This is a genomic window from Nonomuraea purpurea, assembly GCF_042650645.1.
GTDB lineage: Bacteria > Actinomycetota > Actinomycetes > Streptosporangiales > Streptosporangiaceae > Nonomuraea > Nonomuraea purpurea.
Genome location: NZ_JBHSBI010000035.1, coordinates 25,436 through 42,318, shown reverse-complemented (window position 1 = coordinate 42,318; position 16,883 = coordinate 25,436). Strand labels below are relative to the sequence as shown.

The window sequence follows — 16,883 nt, the reverse complement described above, 5'->3', positions numbered from 1 at the left end:
CTTTTCGCAAAGGCCGGGCCCTTTCGGCGCGTCACAACGTGCAGGATGTCCATGTCGGTGTCCCTGGGCTTGAAGACGCCCTCGAAGTCGCCGACGCTCTGGTTGCCCGGGTAGGCGGCGGGCAGCGTGTTGCGGAAATCCTGCCGCCACTGCTCGCGCAGATATTCTTTGAGCACCTCGTTGATTTTCAGGCAGTCGGCGTGGTTGCCCTGCAGCAGTCCGACGCCGCCGTTCGCGGGAACGGGTATGGCCGCGTCGTCACCGCAGCCTGAGCGCGGTCGCGGCGTTGTCGAGCCAGGCCGCCAGGAACCGTTCCGGATCGAGGTCGCCGGGGGTGTGGCCGATCATGATCCGCAGGAGCGGGTAGTAGGTGAGCGAGGCCAGCAGCACGGCCGCCGTCGCCTCGGGATCGTCGGCCCGCACCCGGCCCAGCTCCCGCTGCGCCCGGATCCACACCGCCCCCTGCGCGTAGACGCTCGCCAGCACCCCCTGCCACATGCGCTCGAACAGGTCGGGGAAGCCGTCGAACTCGCGCAGCATGATCCGGATGAGGTCGCGGTCGGTCTCGATCACCTCCCAGACGACCCGCGCCATGCCTTCCAGCGCCTGCCGCCCGCTCTCCCCGGGCGAGGTCTCGGCCGCCGCCCGGCCCGCGATCGTCTCCAGGTTGCGCCGTACGGCCTCCTCCAGCAGCGCCCGCTTGGAGGGGAAGTGCTTGTAAAGCGCTCCGGACCCCGTCGTCAGCCCGCACGCCGCCTGGATGTCGGCCACAGAGGTGGCGGCGTATCCCTTGGTGGAGAAGAGCCTGATGGCCTCGTCGAGGAGGCGCTGCCGGGTGACACCCGGTGTCGATCTCGCCATAGTAAGAGAGTACTCTCTCACTATGAAGGTGTTCGTCACGGGAGGAACCGGCGCGATCGGCCGCCACGCCGTCCCCGCGCTGCTCGGCGCGGGTCACGAGGTGACCGCCCTGGCCCGCACGCGGGAGAAGGCGGCCGCGCTCGGCGATCAGGGGGCGCGGCCCGCCATGGTGTCGCTGTTCGACCGTCGGGCGCTGGCCTCGGCGTTCGAGGGTCACGACGCCGTGGTCAACCTGGCGACTGCGATCCCGCCGATGTCGAAGTTCATGAGCGTCCGCGCGATGCGCGACAACTACCGGGTGCGGGCCGAGGGCTCGGCCGCCGTCGCGGACGCCGTGCTCGACGCCGGCGTCGGGCGGATGGTGCAGGAGTCGGTCAGCATGGTCTACCGCGACCAGGGCGCGCGCTGGATCGACGAGGACGCGCCCGTCGACCGCTACCCGATGACCAAGGGCAACTTCGCCGCCGAGGTCAGCGCCCACCGGGCCCCGTGCGGCGTCGTGCTGCGCTTCGGCTGGTTCTACGGGCCGGGCGCCGCCCACAGCGAGGAACTGTTCGCCCTGGCCCGCCACCACGCCACGATGGTCCTCGGCGATCCCGGCGGCTACGTCTCCTCTATCCACATGGCCGACGCCGGCACGGCCGTGGTCGCCGCGCTCGGGGTCGCCGCCGGCACCTACAACGTCGTGGACGACGAGCCGCTGACCAAGCGCGCCTTCGCCGCCGCGCTCGCCCGCGCCGCCGGTGCCCGGCCGTGGGTGCGCGGGCCCGGCAGGGCCGCCCTGCTGCTCGGCGACCGCATCACCTCCCTGACCCGCTCGCTGCGGGTCGGCAACGCCCGTTTCCGCGCGGCGTCCGGCTGGGGCCCGCGCTACCCGAGTGCGCGCGAGGGATGGCTCGCCACGGCGGAGGACCTTACATCACGATAATATTTACATCAGTTGTAACTTTACTTGAAGTGGTGTTACGTGGAGGGGGTGAGAACACTTTCGTTACCTGCTCGCGTCGCTCCGGCCGTCGGGCTGTGCTTCCTGGCGCCGCTGATCGCCGAGTACCTGATGGGCAACATGCCGATCACCGACGTCGCGGCGCTGATCCCGCTGACGATCATGTACGGCGGCGGCGCGCTGCTCATCCGCGAGTTCGTCCGGCGGACCGGGCGCGGCTGGCCCGCCATGATGGTTTTCGGCACGGCGTACGGGATGATCGAGGAGGCGTTCGTCACCCAGACGCTCTGGAATGAGAGCTGGTACGACGTCCGCATCCTCGACTACGGCTACCTGCCCGCGCTCGGGACGGCGCTGCCGTGGGTGCTGTTCATGGTGGGCGTGCACACGGTCTGGAGCATCAGCGTCCCGATCGCGATCATGGAGACGCTCGCCGGGCCACGCCGCACCACGCCATGGCTGGGCACGGCAGGGTTCCGGGTCCTGGCCGGGGTCATCGCGGCGTTCGTCCTGCTCGTCGTCGGCTACGCCGCCATCGGCGGCATCCACCTCGCCGGCCCGCCGCAGTACGCCGGGGCCGCCCTGGTGATCGCCGCCATCATCGCGATCGGCCTGCGCCTGCGCGGCGGCGCGCCCGGGCTTCCCGGCAGTGCCCCCAGCCCGTGGTCGATGCTCGCCTTCGCGCTGGCGGCCGGCGCGTTCTTCGTCCTGCTCTACGCGACCGACCCCACGGGCCTGTCGCCCTGGCTGGCGCGGGCGCTGCCCGTCCCGCCCTGGCTGAGCGTGCTGCTCTACCTGGCGCTGTTCGCCGTCAGCGGCGTCCTGGTGTCCCGCTGGTCACGCCGCGAAGGCTGGTCGCAGGCGCATCGGCTGGCGCTCGCGGCGGGGGCCGTGCTCACCTACGCGTGGCACTCCTTCCCGTGGAGGTCGATCGCGCCCGCCGGCCTGCCGCTCGACCTGACCAGCAACGCCGTCATGACGGTCGCCGCGATCGCCCTGCTGGTGGTCGCCGCGCTCCGGGTCGGAAGAAGCGCTTGGTAAAAGCCGATGGGAGGCGTCGCGCGGACGCCTCCCATCGGGGGAACTCAGCTTCCGACCGGTTCGGCCCGGAGCCGGGCCGAGTGCTTGACGAGCGAGATCAGCACCTCTTTGCTGGAATCACGCTTGCGGGCGTCGCACATGATGATGGGGATCGACGGGTTGAGCTGGAGCGCGAGCCGTACCTCCTCCAGCTGGAACGTGGGCGAGCCCTCGAAGCAGTTGACCGCCACCACGAACGGCGTCCCGCGCCGTTCGAAGTAGTCGACCGAGGGGAAACAGTCGGCCAGTCGGCGGGTGTCGGCCAGGATGACCGCCCCGAGCGAGCCTTCGGCCAGCTCGTCCCACACGAACCAGAACCGTTCCTGCCCCGGAGTGCCGAACAGATACAGGACGTAGTCGGAGCCGAGCGTGATCCGGCCGAAGTCCATCGCCACGGTGGTGGTGTTCTTGGCCTCCACCGAGGAGATGTCGTCCACGCCGATGCCGCGGTCGGTCAGAACCTCCTCGGTCCGCAGCGGCCGGGTCTCGGAGACAGCGCCCACCATCGTCGTCTTGCCCGCGCCGAAGCCGCCCGCGATCAGGATCTTGATCGCCGTCGGCAGCCGCCGACGCTCAGAGCGAACGAAGGCCATCGAGCACCGCCCTGTACAACTTCATGTCGTGCATATCCACCTCGGATCGTGGTTCCTGGGCAGAGACGAGTTCGCGGTCGAACAGGTCGCCGAGCAGCACCCGGATCGTGCCGGCCGGCAGGTCCAGATATGCGGCGATCTCTGCGACGGACTTGGGCTCACGGCAGAGCTGAATGATTCGCAGGTGCTCGGGGTCGAGCCCGGCGTCGGGGCCGGGCGGCGGCCCGATCGCCAGCGCCATGGAGATCAGGTCGAACTTGCCGTGCGCGGGCTGGGTACGGCCACGGGTCACCACATAGGGCCGGACGATCTCAGGATCGACCCAGTGCTCGTCCGTGGGCTCGTCCGGCCCTCTCACCGGTCGCTCCTGGCGGCGGCCTCGGCGTTGCGGGCGCCCGAGGTGAGGTACTGGCCCACCCGGGCGACCATCATCGCCATCTCGTAGGCGATCAGCCCGATGTCGGCGTTCTGCGCGCACAACACCGCCAGGCACGCCCGCTCTCCCGCGTTCGTCACGATGAGGAACTGGTTGCGCCACTCCACGACGACCTGCCGCACCGGGCCGCCGGAGATGTGCTCCGAGACGCCCTTGGCCAGGCTCTGCAACCCGGACGCCACGGCCGACAGGTGCTCCCCGTCGGTCCGCTGCAGCCCCGCGGACGAGGCCATCAGCAGGCCGTCGGACGACAGCACGATCGCGTGGTCGGCCTCCTTCACCCGGCCGACAAGGTCGTCGAGCAGCCAGTTGAGGTCGGTGCCAGAGCTGGGGCTCATGTGTCACCTCCCTGCTGCTCATCCAGCATCTTGGCCGCCTCAGTACGGCCAAGACGGGTGCCTGACTGCAGAGATCCCATCATCGCGCGGATCTCCTCCGGCGAGCGCTCGTCATCGTCCTCCTCCAAATCGGGCTGCGTGGGCGTGTCGTCCCGCAGCGCTGGCGCCAGGTTGGCCTGAGGCACTCGAAGCGGCAATCCTGACGGCGTGAACTCGGCCACAGGCTGCTGCTCCGGTTCTTCCGCTGGCGTTTCCTGTCGTGGTCGTTCCGGGGTCGGAACGGGCGTGGAGCCGGGCGTGGGGGCGGCCGACAAGGGGCGTGCAGGGGCCGGCCCCTGCGGGGGGACCGGAGACTGGCGCGCCGGCTTGAGGGCGCGCACGTTCTCCTGTCCGTTGAGCATACGCACGTTCTCCGCCGTGCCAGGCCGCGCCGCGGTCGCCACCGCCGTCGCCCTGCGCGGCAGCCGCTCCGTGCCGCCGCTCTCCTGCGGCTCGGGCGTGGGGTCGAGCTGGACGAGCTCCTGCGGCAGCAGCACCACGACCGTGGTCCCGCCGTACGGCGACGACTTGAGCACCACCTGGATGTCGTGGCGCCTGGCGAGCTGGCTGACCACGTAGAGCCCCAGGCGGGCGGTGCCCGTGATGCGGAACTCGGGCGGGTCGGCGATGCGCTGGTTGGCGGAGTCGAGGTCTTCCGGCTTCATGCCCAGACCCCGGTCCTCGATCTCGATCACGTAGCCGTTGGCCACGAGCTGGCCGCTGACCTGCACGTTCGTGTAGGGCGGCGAGAACGACACGGCGTTCTCGATCACCTCGGCGAGCAGGTGGATCACGTCACCGACGGCCCGGCCGACGAGCACGACGTCGCCCATCGGCATGAGCGTGACGCGCGTGTAGTCCTCGACCTCGGCCAGCGCGCCACGCACGACGTCCACCATGGGGACCGAGCGCCGCCACGTACGGGCGGGCGCCGAGCCGGAGAGCACGATGAGGTTCTCGGCGTTGCGCCGCATGCGGATGGCGAGGTGGTCGAGCCGGAAGAGCTCCTTCAGCTCCTCAGGGTCGGTCTCGCGCCGCTCCATGACGTCGAGCACGGTCAACTGCCGGTGCACCAGGCCCTGCGTCCTGCGGGCCAGGCTCAGCAGGATGTCGCGGATGCTGCGGCGCAGCTCGGCCTGCTCGGCGGCGACGCTGATGGCGGTGTGCTGGACGGTGTTGAACGCCTGACCCACCTGCCCGATCTCGTCGTCACCGAAGTCCAGCGCCGGCGCCTCCTTGGCCAGGTCGACCTCCTCGCCGCGGCCGATGCGCTCGACGACGCCGGGCAGGCGGTCGTCGGACAGCTCGTGTGCGGCGTCGCGCAGCTTCTGGAGCTGGGTGAACAGGGCGCGGGCCGTGGTGATGGACAGGATGATCGAGGCGATGACCGCGATGAGCCCGAGACCGCCGGCCAGGACCAGCCGGACGACGACGTTGACGGCCACGGGGACAGTCCTGTCGACGAGCCGGTCGCCGGCGGTGAGGACCATGGTGTTGAAGTCGGTCAGCGCGCGGTCGGTCGCCGCCTTCCACGCCTCGGCGCGGAAGGGCAGGTTCACGGCGCCCGGATCCTGCTCCATGATCTGCTTTTCCATGGCGGTGAGCTGGGCGAACGACTGACCCCTGATCAGGTTGTCGTACGCGGCCCGCTCGTCCGCCGGCAGGTCGTTCGCCGCCTGGTCGGCCACGATGCGCCAGGCGCCCGCGGCCTGGGTGAACTCCGCCTGCTCGGCCGAGGTGAGGCGGCCCTCGGCCAGCACGCCGGCCAGCAGCGCGTCCTCCCTGGTCAGCACGTCTCTGGCGCGGCTCAGGCTGAGCAGGCCGCGTACGTGCTGGGCGAGGTCCTTGTCGTCAAGGGTCGCCAGCGAGCCGTACAGGCCGTAGATGGGGTTGATGACGTCGCTGTACGCGTTCGTCGCCTGCACCCGGTCAATCCGGCCCGCGTCGATGGACTTGCGGATCCCGTTGATCGAGTTGAGCCGCTTGAGAGCGTCGTTGAGTCGTTGCTCACCCTCGTTGTCGAGGGCCAGGGAGACCACTCCCGCGCCCGCAGCCTCCCGGAACTCGGCCACCAGGGCGTCGGTTCGCTTACGCTGGGTATCCATGTCCTTGCGGAAGCGGGTGGACCTGTCGCTCAACCTGACCGCCGAGACCCGGCGCTCTTTCTGGAGTTCGACGAGCAACGGCTCGCTGGGGCCGACGACATAGGTGTCGAGCTGTGTGACCCACAGGAGGTTGACGCCCTCGCGGAGCGTGACCCACGCCGCGAAGACCCACAACGCCGCGAGGGAGAGTAGCAGAGCCGTGACTTTGGTCCGCAGTCGCGTATTGCGGAAGCCCATTATACCCACCCGGTGAATGTCTTATCGTGTGTCTCGGCCGTCAGGACGTGCGACGATCCGGACTGTATGGATCACGGAACTCTAGCGCAACGGCAAAGTATGCCTCAAGCAAGATCAATCAGTTTGCTAGGATATATCCGATTTTTGACATTATTGGTAAATGTAGGTCAACAATCGGTACACTTCCCAAGTGAGTGACCCCGCCTCGACGTATTTCAGCATCCGCAACGACCTCGCGGACCGGCTGCTTGCACGATCGCACCAGATGGCCGGCGTGCCCGAGGCGGACAGGGGCGCCGTTCTGCAGGCCGCGCTCGATGCCGTCCCCGAGGCGGCACGGCTGCTGCGGCCGTACACCGCCCTGTTCGCCGATGGCGACAGCGCGGCCAGCCGGCTCGCGTTCAGCTGTTTGTCGGCGGCGGCCACGTTCCCGCGGGCGCGGCGGGAGCAGATCGCCGATCTGGGCTCCCTGACCGCGATCCTGTTCGGGGTCGACGACATCGCCGACAACGTCGCGGGAGCATCGACCCCCGGCGACGTCGCCGCACTGTTCCAGCGGTTGTCGGCCATCCTCGCGGGCGCGCCGTCCGGGAGTCGCGTTTCGGAGCCGATGGAACAGGTGCTGCACGCCTGGCAGGCATGGTGTGCTCGCCTGCGCGGTTACGACGGCGCCGCCGCGTACGTGCCGGACCTGAGGGAACAGCTCGAACTCGCGGGCGCCGCCATGGCCAGGGAACGCCTCTGGGCGACGGGTGGCCGGCCCTGGCCGGCGTACGAGGAGTACCTGGCCAACGGCGGGCTCACGATCCTCTACCACACGTGGTGGTTGGCGGCGCTGGGGATCTGCGGGCCGGAATCCGCCGACGCCGCCCATTGGCGCGTCATCGGACCGGTCACCGATCTCGGCGCGGCGTGTCTGCGGCTGGCCAACGATGTCAGGACGTTCCAGCGGGAGAAGGACGAGGGCAAGCCGAACTCCGTGCTCATCCTCGAACGCGCCGGCATGAGCACGCAGGCCGCGGTAGAGCGGGTCTCGGCGCACATCGCCGATCTCAACGCGGCCTTCGCGCAGGCGCTCGCCGTCCTGCCCGCCGAACTGGCGTGGGCGGCGGACGGGCAGCGCAGGAGCGTGGCCTTCAACGGAGGCTGGTACATGGCCAGGGACACGCACGCGTACACGGTCCAGGATCTGGCGGCCGACGTGGACACACACAGCGATTAACCGGTGTCTCCGCCGCGGGCCGGGTTGTGCGACCGACGGCAGAGGTGGGCAGCGGCGATCATCGCGGCGCGTGTCACGGCCAGCGGCGTGTAGAGGTCCTTGTCATGCCAGAGGGGCGGATGCTCGTCGACCGTCGACCGCGACAGGTACTCGTGTCCCCGGTGCGCGGCACGCGTGTACCGGGCATCCGTGTCATCCCCGGCCAGCAACAGAATCTGCATGCCGTACGCGGTCTCCTCGGCGGTGCCCTGCCAGCGGCCCCAGGAGCCGTCCGGCCGCTGGGTGTCCAGCGCCCACGCGACGGCCGCGCGCACCGCGCTCTGCGACTCCTGCCCGCCGAAGGCGTCCAGTGCCATCGCGCAGCTGGCGGTGGCGTAGTACGGCGAGGCGTGCCACCTGTCGGTCCAGCTGCCGTCCGGCTGCTGCCGCTCTCGTAGCCAGGCGGCCACCTCTGTGATGGTCTGCGCGTAGCGAGGTGCGGAGGCGGGCCTGCGGCGTACGTACTCGCCGAAGGCGTCCAGCACGTGGGCGTTGACGCTGACCGAGGTGCCCTGCTCGCCGAGCCAGGTGGAGAAGTGGGCTCCCGAGCGGAATTCCCACAGGCTGTCCGGTTCGTGCGGTACGCCGAGCAGCGCCAGCGCGTAGAGCGCCACGGACGTCGTGTCCGCGTCGGCGGGCAGCCCCGGCCCCGCGGGCGTGCCGGCGGGCCCGATCGACGCCCTGATGTCGGCCACCATCTCCGCCGGCGCCTCGACCTGCACGCCCGCGCGGAGCAGCCAGCTCAGCACCCAGCCTCGCTCGAAGACGGTGATGGGCAGTCCGACGGGTACGGGGCCGCCGTGGCGGCGGACGACCGCTTCGAGATGCCCGCGCGCCGACTCGTGCTCGTCGGGCCGGCCGGGCGCGCCCAGCCAGGCGGCCGTCGCGGCGGGCGAGGCGCCGATGCTGCCGATGGGGGTGGGGTGGATGCCGGGCGCCCCCGTGGCCTCCTCGCCGGCGATCTCCAGAGCGTGGAGCAGCTTCTCGGGGACCTGTACGCCGGCCTTGACCCACGATCTGACCCGCTGGAGGGTGTCGTAGCTCATCCCCTCCGGCAACGGCAGCGGCGCGTGGCACGCCAGGATCTCGACGTGCCGGTTGATGAGCGCCACGAGGGAGGGCACGATGTGCTCGATCGCCGGCATGTCCGGAAGATCCAGGCGCTTGTTCAGCCAGGCGGCGAGTACGCGCAGGCCGTGCTCGGCCGTGTGCGCGAGGCCAGGGCGGTCCGTGCCGGGGTCATCGCGCGTCAGCGCGGCCAGGATCGCCTCGGTGGCGCTCAAGGTCGGCACCAGGCCGTACCCATCGGGTGCGCCCCATGCGCCGTCCCGCCCCTGCGTCCGGGTCAGGTAATCGATGCGCTCCAGATGGCCGGTCAGCCAGGGGGCGAGCGAGACCAGGCGGCCGGTCTCGTAGACCGACGACGAGACCTGCCCCCACGGTCGCAGCATGAGGCTGGTGACCAGTTCGGCGGCGACCGCGGAGCTGTCCTGCGTCCCTTCTGCGGTGATGCCCACGACGGTCACGCCGCGTTCCGCTCGATCGGCTCCAGCTGCAGCAGGAGCTTCTCCTTGGGCCGGACGGACGCCCCGGGGATGGGGGTCAGCCGTTGCGGGTTGGTCAGCACCGGCCGGTACCTGCTCAGCAGGTTGGCGATCACCAACGGCGCCTCTACGTAGAACAGATGCTGGCCGAGGCAGACATGTGGGCCCGCGCCGAAGGGGATGAAGGAGTAGCGGTGGCGGCGCTCGGCCTTCTCGTTGGCCCAGCGCTCCGGGTCGAACTCCGACGGCCGGTCCCAGAACTCCGGCAGCCGGTGAGTGGTGTACGGGCTGACCAGCACCTGCGAGCCGGCCTTGATGCGGACGCCGCCGATCTCCGTGTCGGCCACGGTCTGGCGGGGGATGATCCAGGCCGACGGATAGACGCGTAAGAGCTCCTGCAGGACCATGCGCAGGTACTTCAGTTCGGCGACGTGCGAGGGCCGCACCTCGGAGTCGCCCACCACGCGCCGGACTTCGTCCTGCAGCCGGGCGTTCACCTCGGGGTGCTCGTGCAGGACCGACCACAGCCAGGTCAGCGACATCGCCGTCGTCTCCGAGGCGGCGCCGTAGATGCTCACCAGGTCGTCGCGCACCTGTCGCAGGTCGGCCTTGCCGTCCTGCTCGATCCGGGCCGTGAGCAGTTCCGAGACGACCTCGTTGCTGTGCGACTTCTCCCGGCTGGCCTGCTCGATGAGCGGGTAGACGATCTCGTCGATCTTCTTCGCCGACCGCAGGAACGCGCGGTCTCCTGGAACCTTGATGGAGTACGGGGCGAAGGGGACGAGTAGCCGGAAGCCGATCGAGGTGGCGCACGTGGCGAACTCGGGCGCCAGCCGCTCGGCGGTGTCGCGGGAGATCCGGCCGCCGAACAGGACCTTGATGACGGCCTGGTTGACGATCGTGGTCATCTGGTGACCGCCGTCGATCGGCCGCCCCGTCCGCGCGAAGTCCTCGAGTTCGACGATGCACTCGGAGATGATGTCGGCCATGTCCTCGGCCAGCGAGGCGGTGTACCGGGCGGTGAAGAGGGGCTGGAGGATCTTCCTCGTGGAGGCCCAGCCGTCGCCCTCGCCGAGGATGCTGTGGCCGGTGACCCGCTGCACCGGCCGCCAGAACATGCCCTCGCGGACGAAGTTGCTCCAGTCCGTCTTGAGTACCTGCTGGACGTGGTCCGGATGCGAAATCAGGTAAGGGCGGAAGGGGCCCAGGTCGAGCCGGACGATTCGCCCGTTGGCCTCGACGCCCATTTTCGCCAGCTCGGTGACGGGGTCTTTCACCAGCCGGGGGATGGCCTTGTAAAAGGGGAGTACTTGCGGGCTGGTCGCGGTGGCGCTCGTAGCTTGCGACATGGTGGCGGTCCCCGATCCGGGTGCGATATGCAACTTAGAGTCGGCTATGCGGATATTGGCAGTATTTGAGGTACTATCGCATGAAAAGTCGGACTTGATCAAGTCTGGGGAATATGGGGATGTATGTCCGCTTGTCCTCGCGACTCTCGGGGATCTGTCCTGGGCGGTTGGCGGGTCTCCTGCGGCCAGGGGGTCCGACGGCTGCCAGAGTAGCGCGTCTGGCGGATGATGATCGCCACGGGTACTTCCTTCGTCGCGTACGGTGTCCATCGCAGACCACGGACATTCCCTGACAAAAGTCAATCGACGGGTGGATTGTCACATGCTTGTGCATGTAGATTCAAGATCGTACCTGGGTAGGAGCTCCCGTTGAATCACAGTCCGTCGTCCGACGGTGCCATCACGCGCTGCCGAAGCCTGTTCGAGCCCGCCCTGCGCGAGGCGGTCTCGGCCCTGCACCCGTGGGGCGCCCAGATGGCCGCCTTCGCCCTGGGCTGGTCTGATGCCGACGGCAGGCCGGACGACAGGGACGGCGGCAAGGGAGTGCGGCCGGCCGTGGCCATGCTCGCCGCGGAAGCCGTCGGAGGCGGCGCGGAATCGGGGCTGCCGGCCGCGGTGGCGGTGGAGCTGGTGCACGCGTTCTCGCTCGCGCACGACGACATCATCGACCACGACGAACGGCGCAGGCACCGCGCGGCGCTTTGGAAGGCCTACGGGGTGGGGCCCGCGCTGCTGGCCGGCGACGCGCTGCTGGCCCTGGCCGTGCACGAGCTGGCCGGACGGCCCGAGGCGATGAGGTACCTGTCGGCGGCGTTGGTCGAGCTCGTCCAAGGGCAGACCGCCGACATGGCCTTCGAGAACCGGCCCTGGCACGGCCCCCGTGCGGTCACGATCTCCGAATACGTCGAGATGGCCGCGGGCAAGACCGGCGGCCTGCTGGGGGCCGCGGCGGCGACGGGGGTGGCCCTGGGAGGCGCGCCCGCGCTCGCGGATCGCATGTGGGAGATGGGGCGGGATCTGGGGGTGGCGTTCCAGATCGTGGACGACATGCTGGGCATCTGGGGTGAACCTGACGTCACAGGAAAGCCCGTTCACAACGATCTGCGGCGCGACAAGAAGACCTTCCCCGTCCTGGCCGCGCTCGCCGCGGACCACCCGGAAGCGCGCGAACTGGCCGCGTTGCTGGCGGCCGGGCTCCCGGACGACGACGCGGTACACCAGGCCGCGCGCCTCGTGACGGAAGTCGGCGGACGTGCCTCGGCCGAGGCCATGGCGGAGCGGTACATCTCCTCGGCCCTGCGGATCATGGACGAATGCCTGCCCGAGGCGGTGGAGTTGCGTGCGGTGTGCGAGTCGCTGGTCCACCGGGTCCGCTGACCTTCCCCCCACGGCTGGGACCCCACCAGGGATCCCGGGCCGTTCGGGGTTCGAGCGGGGTCAGGGACGGGAGGCTTCGTCCAGGAGGGCCAGTTCGTCGGCGCTGAGCGTGAGCGAGGCGGCGGCCAGCAGCGGCGCCAACTGCTCGACGTTGCGGGCGCTGGCGATCGGCGCCGTGACCGTCGGCTGGGCGGCGAGCCAGGCCAGCGCCACCGCGGCCGGGGCCGCGTCGCGTTCCGCCGCCACCTTGGCCAGCGTGTCCAGCGTCCTGCGCCCGTGCGCCGTGTCCAGGTATTGGGCGGCCACCCCGGCCCTCGGCGAGTCGACGGTGACGCCGGGCGCGTACTTGCCGGTCAGGAAGCCGCGCGCGAGCCCGAAGTACGGCGTGCTGGACAGCCCCTCCCTGGCCACCACGTCCCGCAGGGCGCCCTCGTAGTCGCGCTCGACCAGGTTGTACGGCTGCTGCAACGCGACATAACGCACCAGGCCCTCGTCGTCGGAGACCTTGAGCGCCTCGGCGAGCCGGGCCGCGCCGTAGTTGGACGCGCCCACGTAGCGGACCTTGCCCTCGCGCACGAGCGCGTCGAAGGTGGCGAGTGACTCCACCAGCGGCGTGTCCTGGTCGTCCACGTGTGCCCAGTAGAGGTCGATACGGTCGGTGCGGAGCCGCCGCAGCGAGTCCTCCACCGCCGTGCGAATGGTCGCGGGAGCCAGGCCCTGCAGCCCTTCCAGCATGCCGACCTTGGTGGCGAGCACGAGCGAGTCGCGGTTGCGGCGCGCCGCCATCCACTCGCCGATGATCGCCTCGGACGTGGACTCGCCCGTCACCCAGTACGGGTAGACGTCCGCGGTGTCGATGAAGTTGCCGCCGCCCTCGACGTAGGCGTCCAGGACCGCGAACGAGGTCTCCTTGTCGGCCGTCCAGCCGAAGACGTTCGTGCCGAGCGATATCGGGAAAACGGACAGAGCCGTGGTGCTGATCGATCTCATCCCGTCATTATCCGCGCACCCGATGAGGAGGCTTCGAGGGCACCCCGGTCGTCGGCTAACCGGCCGCCAGATCGATCACGACGCCGTCGCGGAACTCGTCGCTCACCCGATCGTCCAGCAGTTCGTCGAGCGCCGTACGCAGGTGGCCGAGCAGCCCCCAGACGTCGTCCATGCGTTCGGGGCAGGCGACGATGCCGAAGTCGAGCATGCCGTCGTAGGAGAAGCAGGTGATGTTCAGGCCGCCGCTCATGTCGGTCAGGACGGAGAACGGGTAGTACGACAGGACCCGTCCGCCGCACAGGTACAGCGGGAACTGCGGCCCCGGTACGTTGCTGATGATCAGGTTGATCGGCGGGAACGCCAGCCCCGCCAGCCGGAAGATCGCCGGAGTGGCCAGACTGGTCACCGGGGCGGGCAGAAGTGAGCACAGCTCGCTCAACCACGTCGCAGGCGCCACGGCGAAACGCCGCTTGGCCTTGCCCATGGTGGCGCCGACGGCCTGCAGGCGTTCCACGGGATCCTGGACGTGTGTGGGCATGGGCGCCACCATGGCCGAGATCTGGTTGCCGACCTTGTCTTCGGCTCCGGCCGTGCGCACCGCCACGGGAACGGCCACGATCAGCGGCCCCTCCGGGAGCGCGTCACGCTCGCGCAACCACGACCGCAGCGCCGACGCGCACAGCGTCATGACGACGTCGTTGACGCTCATGCTGTTGGCCCTGGCGACGTTCTTGACGTCCTTGAGCGACAGCGACCCGAACGACAGGTGACGGCGCGCGCTGATCGGGCCGTTGAACGGGGTGCGCGGGACGGCGAGGTTCGGGAGTTCCGGCCGCTGGTGCCGGTCTCCCGAGACCATCCGCGCCGCCTTGGCGATCAGCTTCGCCCCGGGCATGGCCGCCGCCAGCGGGATGGCGTCCAGGTCTCCGGCCGCCCTGACCACGGACTGGACGGCGAGCATGGGGTGCGTGGCCGTCCGCACGGCGGCTCCCGCCAGCATCCCGATCAGCCCCGGCCTGCCCGCCTCCACCTTGGGCGCCTTGCTTCGCGCCAGCTCCAGGGCCTCCTGCCGCGCGCGCACGACGGCTTCCCGCCGCGCGGACACCGCACCTTCCTGCCGCCCGCGCCCGACCTTGTCCATGCATGCGGAGGTACGGGGGTTCACGCTGACGGCTGTGCGGCTGTCAGAGCCGGGCGAGTCGTCGTGGGGTGCCGGAGCCGGCCCGGCCGAGGCGTCCTGGGTTTCCTGATGGGCTGAGGCGTCCCGGCGGGCGTCTGGGGTGAGGTCGAGCAAGGTGGCGAGCGTCTCCGCGCCCGAGATGCCGTCGATGGCCGCGTGGTGCACCTTGGTGTACACGGCGACCCGGCCGTCCCCGAGCCCGTGGATCAGGTACATCTCCCACAGCGGGTGCGCCCGGTCGAGCCTGCGGGCGTGGAGCTCGGCCACCGCCTCGGCCAGCTGCCAGTCGCTGCCAGGAGAGGGCAACGTCAGCTCGAACAGGTGGTTGTCGACATCGAAATCCGGATCGGCCACCCAATAGGGGTGATCCAGCCCGAAGGGGACCTCGGCCAGTCGAAGGCTGAGCGCGGGGGACAGGTGCACGCGTTCGGCCAGCAGTTCCGCCAGTGAGGCACGGTTGACCGCGCCGTCGCCCGAGTCGAGGATCGCCAGACCGGCCACGTGCGCGGTGGTGGTCGTCGTCTCGACATTCAGGAACTGGGCGTCAAGTGCCGTAAGCTGGCGCATCTACTCTCCTTTCCCCCTCTTGCCTGCAGGATCACATAGGGGGATTTCCGGAACGTTTCCGTGAGAGTCTTTCAGATGAATTCAGGTGCGCTGCACGGGTGATTGTGGAATGTCCAGCTCAGCGGCTTGGGTGATAATTTCCTATCCATTGACCACGTCAATGGGATGGCGCACGACCGCGTCGAACAGGTACCCGTAGGGATGGCGTGGCGTCGTCAGCGGTTGCCTGGCGCCCGTCTCGTCGGTGGCGCGCGCCATGAGCACATGTGCTCCCGTACGCCGGGGCGCCCACCCGACATGCCAGGGCAGCCAGGCGCTGACCAGGTGCTGGCCGTGGTGTTCCGCCTCACGCCAGCTCACGCCGCCGTCGAAGCTGACCTCCACCCGGACGATCCGGCCCCGTCCGGACCAGGACCTGCCGTGCAGGATGTGGAAGCGGCCGACGGGCAGGCGCGCATTCCAGGCGAGCTCGAAGGCGCTCTTGACGGACTGCGTGGTGATGTCCGGGTAAAAAACTGTGTTCCATGGTGTGAAGAGCTCCGTCGTTGAAACCTCTATGTCGCCAAGCCATTTGATGGACGCTATTCCCACCCATCCCGGGACCACCAGGCGCACGGGAAAACCATGGTCGGGCGGCAGCGGCTCGCCGTTCATTTCGTAGGCCACCAGGACGTCGTCCATGGCCTTGTCGATCGGCAGCGGCCTGCGGACGTGCCCGTACCCCTCGAACGGCGCGTCGAGCCCGCTCGGCAGCACGTCCACGGCTGTGGGGCGTACGTCGACCTGCCTGAGCAGGTACCTCAGCGGCACCCCGCGCCAGCGCGCCACTCCGATCGCCCCCAGACCCCACTGCGTGCCGGGCACGGGGTCGCGCTGCTGCGTCCCGTAGAAGCGCCGTCCGTTGCCCGCGCACTCGATCGCCACGTCGAACGTCCTGGACGGCATGGCCCGAAGCTCGTCGTAGCTGAACTCGCGCGGACGTCGGATGCCCGCCCCGTGCAGCCGCAGCCGCCAGGTGGTGGCGTCGATGAGCGGGGTGGAGGTGTGGTTCCGAACGAAGAACCGGTCGTTCGGGGTGTGGTAGCCCTGCCCCGACATGGCTTCCCATCGCATCTCCGCGTTCACGCCGTGCACCCTGAACAGGTGATCGGGCAGCGGCTTCACGATCGTCGCCAGGGCTTGCTTCATGGACACCACCTCCGTAATACCTATTTCCTACCTGGAAACCATTTAATCCCCTCGCGCTGTCTACGCCCATCCCTCGTTGCCGAAATCTGTCTGAATGATGCGGGAACGTTCCATCTCTTCGCCTCATGCCTTACCCGACCTCTTGGGCCGGAGAACCGCTTTCCACACCAGGTCCTGGTCAGGAAACCCGCGGTTGAACGGCAGGGCGTTCACGGTCAGGATGGGGGCTCGTGAGCCTATTGACCACGCTGTCCGCCACGGAGATCCCCTCGGATCGCCTCCTGCTCCGCAAAGCACACGAAACGGACCGCGAAGGGCTCGTCGAACTCCTCACCGACCCCGAGGTCCGGGCCTACCTCGGCGGCCCACGACCCCGGGACGACGTCGAGCGGTACTTCGACGCGGTCGGCATCGCCGGTGCGACCGGCCGGCCAGGCAGTTACGTCATCGCGGACAACCCGACGAACCGCCTCATCGGAACCTTGATGCTCGATCGCCGATCCGCTGATCGGCCGGGGCACATCACCGAGGATGGCGAAGAACTGGAACTGTCCTATGTGTTGCGGCGAAGCGCGTGGGGCGCGGGGCTCGCGTTCGAGGCCGCGACGGCCGCGTTGCGCGCCGCCGCCGGCGAACTCCCCGACCAGCCGGTCCTGATCGTGACCCAGACCGCGAACGAGCGCTCGCTGAAACTCGCCGCCCGCCTCGGCTTCCGCCGCGAGAGCACCTTCGAGGAGTTCGGCGCCGAGCAGACCCTCGGCACCGCCCTCCTGTCCTCATTCACAAGCTGAC

General features: G+C 69.5%; 16 protein-coding genes. 6 read left to right on the top strand and 10 right to left on the bottom strand.

Annotation, left to right across the window (positions count from 1 at the left end; all coding sequences use genetic code 11):
* Window positions 1-38: 38 nt before the first annotated feature.
* Window positions 39-272: a hypothetical protein gene (locus ACFOY2_RS45265; RefSeq protein WP_379534336.1), complete on the top strand. Its 234-nt coding sequence runs from the start codon at window positions 39-41 to the stop codon at window positions 270-272.
* Here ACFOY2_RS45265 and ACFOY2_RS45260 read toward each other — a convergent pair.
* The gene (locus tag ACFOY2_RS45260) at window positions 259-861 is read right to left on the bottom strand and encodes a TetR/AcrR family transcriptional regulator (protein ID WP_379534335.1); all 603 of its coding nucleotides are present in this window, start codon (window positions 859-861) and stop codon (window positions 259-261) included. The genes ACFOY2_RS45265 and ACFOY2_RS45260 overlap by 14 nt on opposite strands.
* A gap of 22 nt (window positions 862-883) precedes the next feature.
* On the opposite strand from ACFOY2_RS45260, the gene ACFOY2_RS45255 reads away from it, so the two are divergent.
* Window positions 884-1,789 carry an NAD-dependent epimerase/dehydratase family protein gene (locus ACFOY2_RS45255; protein WP_379534334.1) on the top strand — a complete coding sequence of 302 codons (906 nt, stop codon included), beginning with the start codon at window positions 884-886 and terminating at the stop codon, window positions 1,787-1,789.
* Window positions 1,790-1,837: 48 nt separating this feature from the next.
* The gene (locus ACFOY2_RS45250) at window positions 1,838-2,848 is read left to right on the top strand and encodes a hypothetical protein (RefSeq protein ID WP_379534333.1); all 1,011 of its coding nucleotides are present in this window, start codon (window positions 1,838-1,840) and stop codon (window positions 2,846-2,848) included.
* 44 nt (window positions 2,849-2,892) lie between these two features.
* Here the strand turns inward: ACFOY2_RS45250 and ACFOY2_RS45245 are convergent, their stop codons facing one another.
* The 4 genes from ACFOY2_RS45245 to ACFOY2_RS45230 are packed head-to-tail and all read right to left on the bottom strand — an operon-like array spanning window position 2,893 to window position 6,635.
* Window positions 2,893-3,480 (bottom strand): GTP-binding protein, encoded by a 588-nt coding sequence (locus ACFOY2_RS45245; protein WP_379534332.1) that lies wholly within the window; start codon window positions 3,478-3,480, stop codon window positions 2,893-2,895.
* A complete protein-coding gene (locus ACFOY2_RS45240; RefSeq protein ID WP_357817599.1) occupies window positions 3,461-3,838 on the bottom strand; it encodes a DUF742 domain-containing protein in 378 nt (125 codons plus the stop codon). The genes ACFOY2_RS45245 and ACFOY2_RS45240 overlap by 20 nt, the downstream gene beginning before the upstream one ends.
* Entirely contained in the window at window positions 3,835-4,254 is a 420-nt protein-coding gene (locus tag ACFOY2_RS45235) for a roadblock/LC7 domain-containing protein (RefSeq protein WP_379534331.1), read from the bottom strand. The genes ACFOY2_RS45240 and ACFOY2_RS45235 overlap by 4 nt, the downstream gene beginning before the upstream one ends.
* Window positions 4,251-6,635 carry a sensor histidine kinase gene (locus ACFOY2_RS45230; RefSeq protein WP_379534330.1) on the bottom strand — a complete coding sequence of 795 codons (2,385 nt, stop codon included), beginning with the start codon at window positions 6,633-6,635 and terminating at the stop codon, window positions 4,251-4,253. Before ACFOY2_RS45230 ends, ACFOY2_RS45235 begins: the two co-directional genes overlap by 4 nt.
* Window positions 6,636-6,825: 190 nt before the next feature.
* Between ACFOY2_RS45230 and ACFOY2_RS45225 the strand changes: the two genes are divergently transcribed.
* Complete coding sequence (locus ACFOY2_RS45225; RefSeq protein ID WP_379534329.1) at window positions 6,826-7,857, top strand: terpene synthase family protein; 1,032 nt, start codon at window positions 6,826-6,828, stop codon at window positions 7,855-7,857.
* Here ACFOY2_RS45225 and ACFOY2_RS45220 read toward each other — a convergent pair.
* Both ACFOY2_RS45220 and ACFOY2_RS45215 read right to left on the bottom strand, forming a co-directional pair.
* Window positions 7,854-9,422: a prenyltransferase/squalene oxidase repeat-containing protein gene (locus tag ACFOY2_RS45220; RefSeq protein WP_379534328.1), complete on the bottom strand. Its 1,569-nt coding sequence runs from the start codon at window positions 9,420-9,422 to the stop codon at window positions 7,854-7,856. The genes ACFOY2_RS45225 and ACFOY2_RS45220 overlap by 4 nt on opposite strands.
* Complete coding sequence (locus tag ACFOY2_RS45215) at window positions 9,419-10,789, bottom strand: cytochrome P450 (protein WP_379534327.1); 1,371 nt, start codon at window positions 10,787-10,789, stop codon at window positions 9,419-9,421. Before ACFOY2_RS45215 ends, ACFOY2_RS45220 begins: the two co-directional genes overlap by 4 nt.
* A 369-nt stretch (window positions 10,790-11,158) precedes the next feature.
* On the opposite strand from ACFOY2_RS45215, the gene ACFOY2_RS45210 reads away from it, so the two are divergent.
* Entirely contained in the window at window positions 11,159-12,166 is a 1,008-nt protein-coding gene (locus ACFOY2_RS45210; protein WP_379534326.1) for a polyprenyl synthetase family protein, read from the top strand.
* A 60-nt stretch (window positions 12,167-12,226) separates the two neighbouring features.
* Here ACFOY2_RS45210 and ACFOY2_RS45205 read toward each other — a convergent pair whose 3' ends face one another.
* From ACFOY2_RS45205 to ACFOY2_RS45195, 3 genes are all read right to left on the bottom strand, one after another.
* Window positions 12,227-13,156, bottom strand: coding sequence for an aldo/keto reductase (locus ACFOY2_RS45205; protein ID WP_379534325.1), 930 nt, complete (start codon window positions 13,154-13,156; stop codon window positions 12,227-12,229).
* Between the two features lie 55 nt (window positions 13,157-13,211).
* Window positions 13,212-14,903 (bottom strand): WS/DGAT/MGAT family O-acyltransferase, encoded by a 1,692-nt coding sequence (locus ACFOY2_RS45200; protein ID WP_379534324.1) that lies wholly within the window; start codon window positions 14,901-14,903, stop codon window positions 13,212-13,214.
* Between the two features lie 141 nt (window positions 14,904-15,044).
* Window positions 15,045-16,091: a sulfite oxidase gene (locus tag ACFOY2_RS45195; protein WP_379534323.1), complete on the bottom strand. Its 1,047-nt coding sequence runs from the start codon at window positions 16,089-16,091 to the stop codon at window positions 15,045-15,047.
* A 230-nt stretch (window positions 16,092-16,321) separates the two neighbouring features.
* On the opposite strand from ACFOY2_RS45195, the gene ACFOY2_RS45190 reads away from it, so the two are divergent.
* A complete protein-coding gene (locus tag ACFOY2_RS45190) occupies window positions 16,322-16,882 on the top strand; it encodes a GNAT family N-acetyltransferase (protein ID WP_379534322.1) in 561 nt (186 codons plus the stop codon).
* Window position 16,883: the final 1 nt, after the last annotated feature.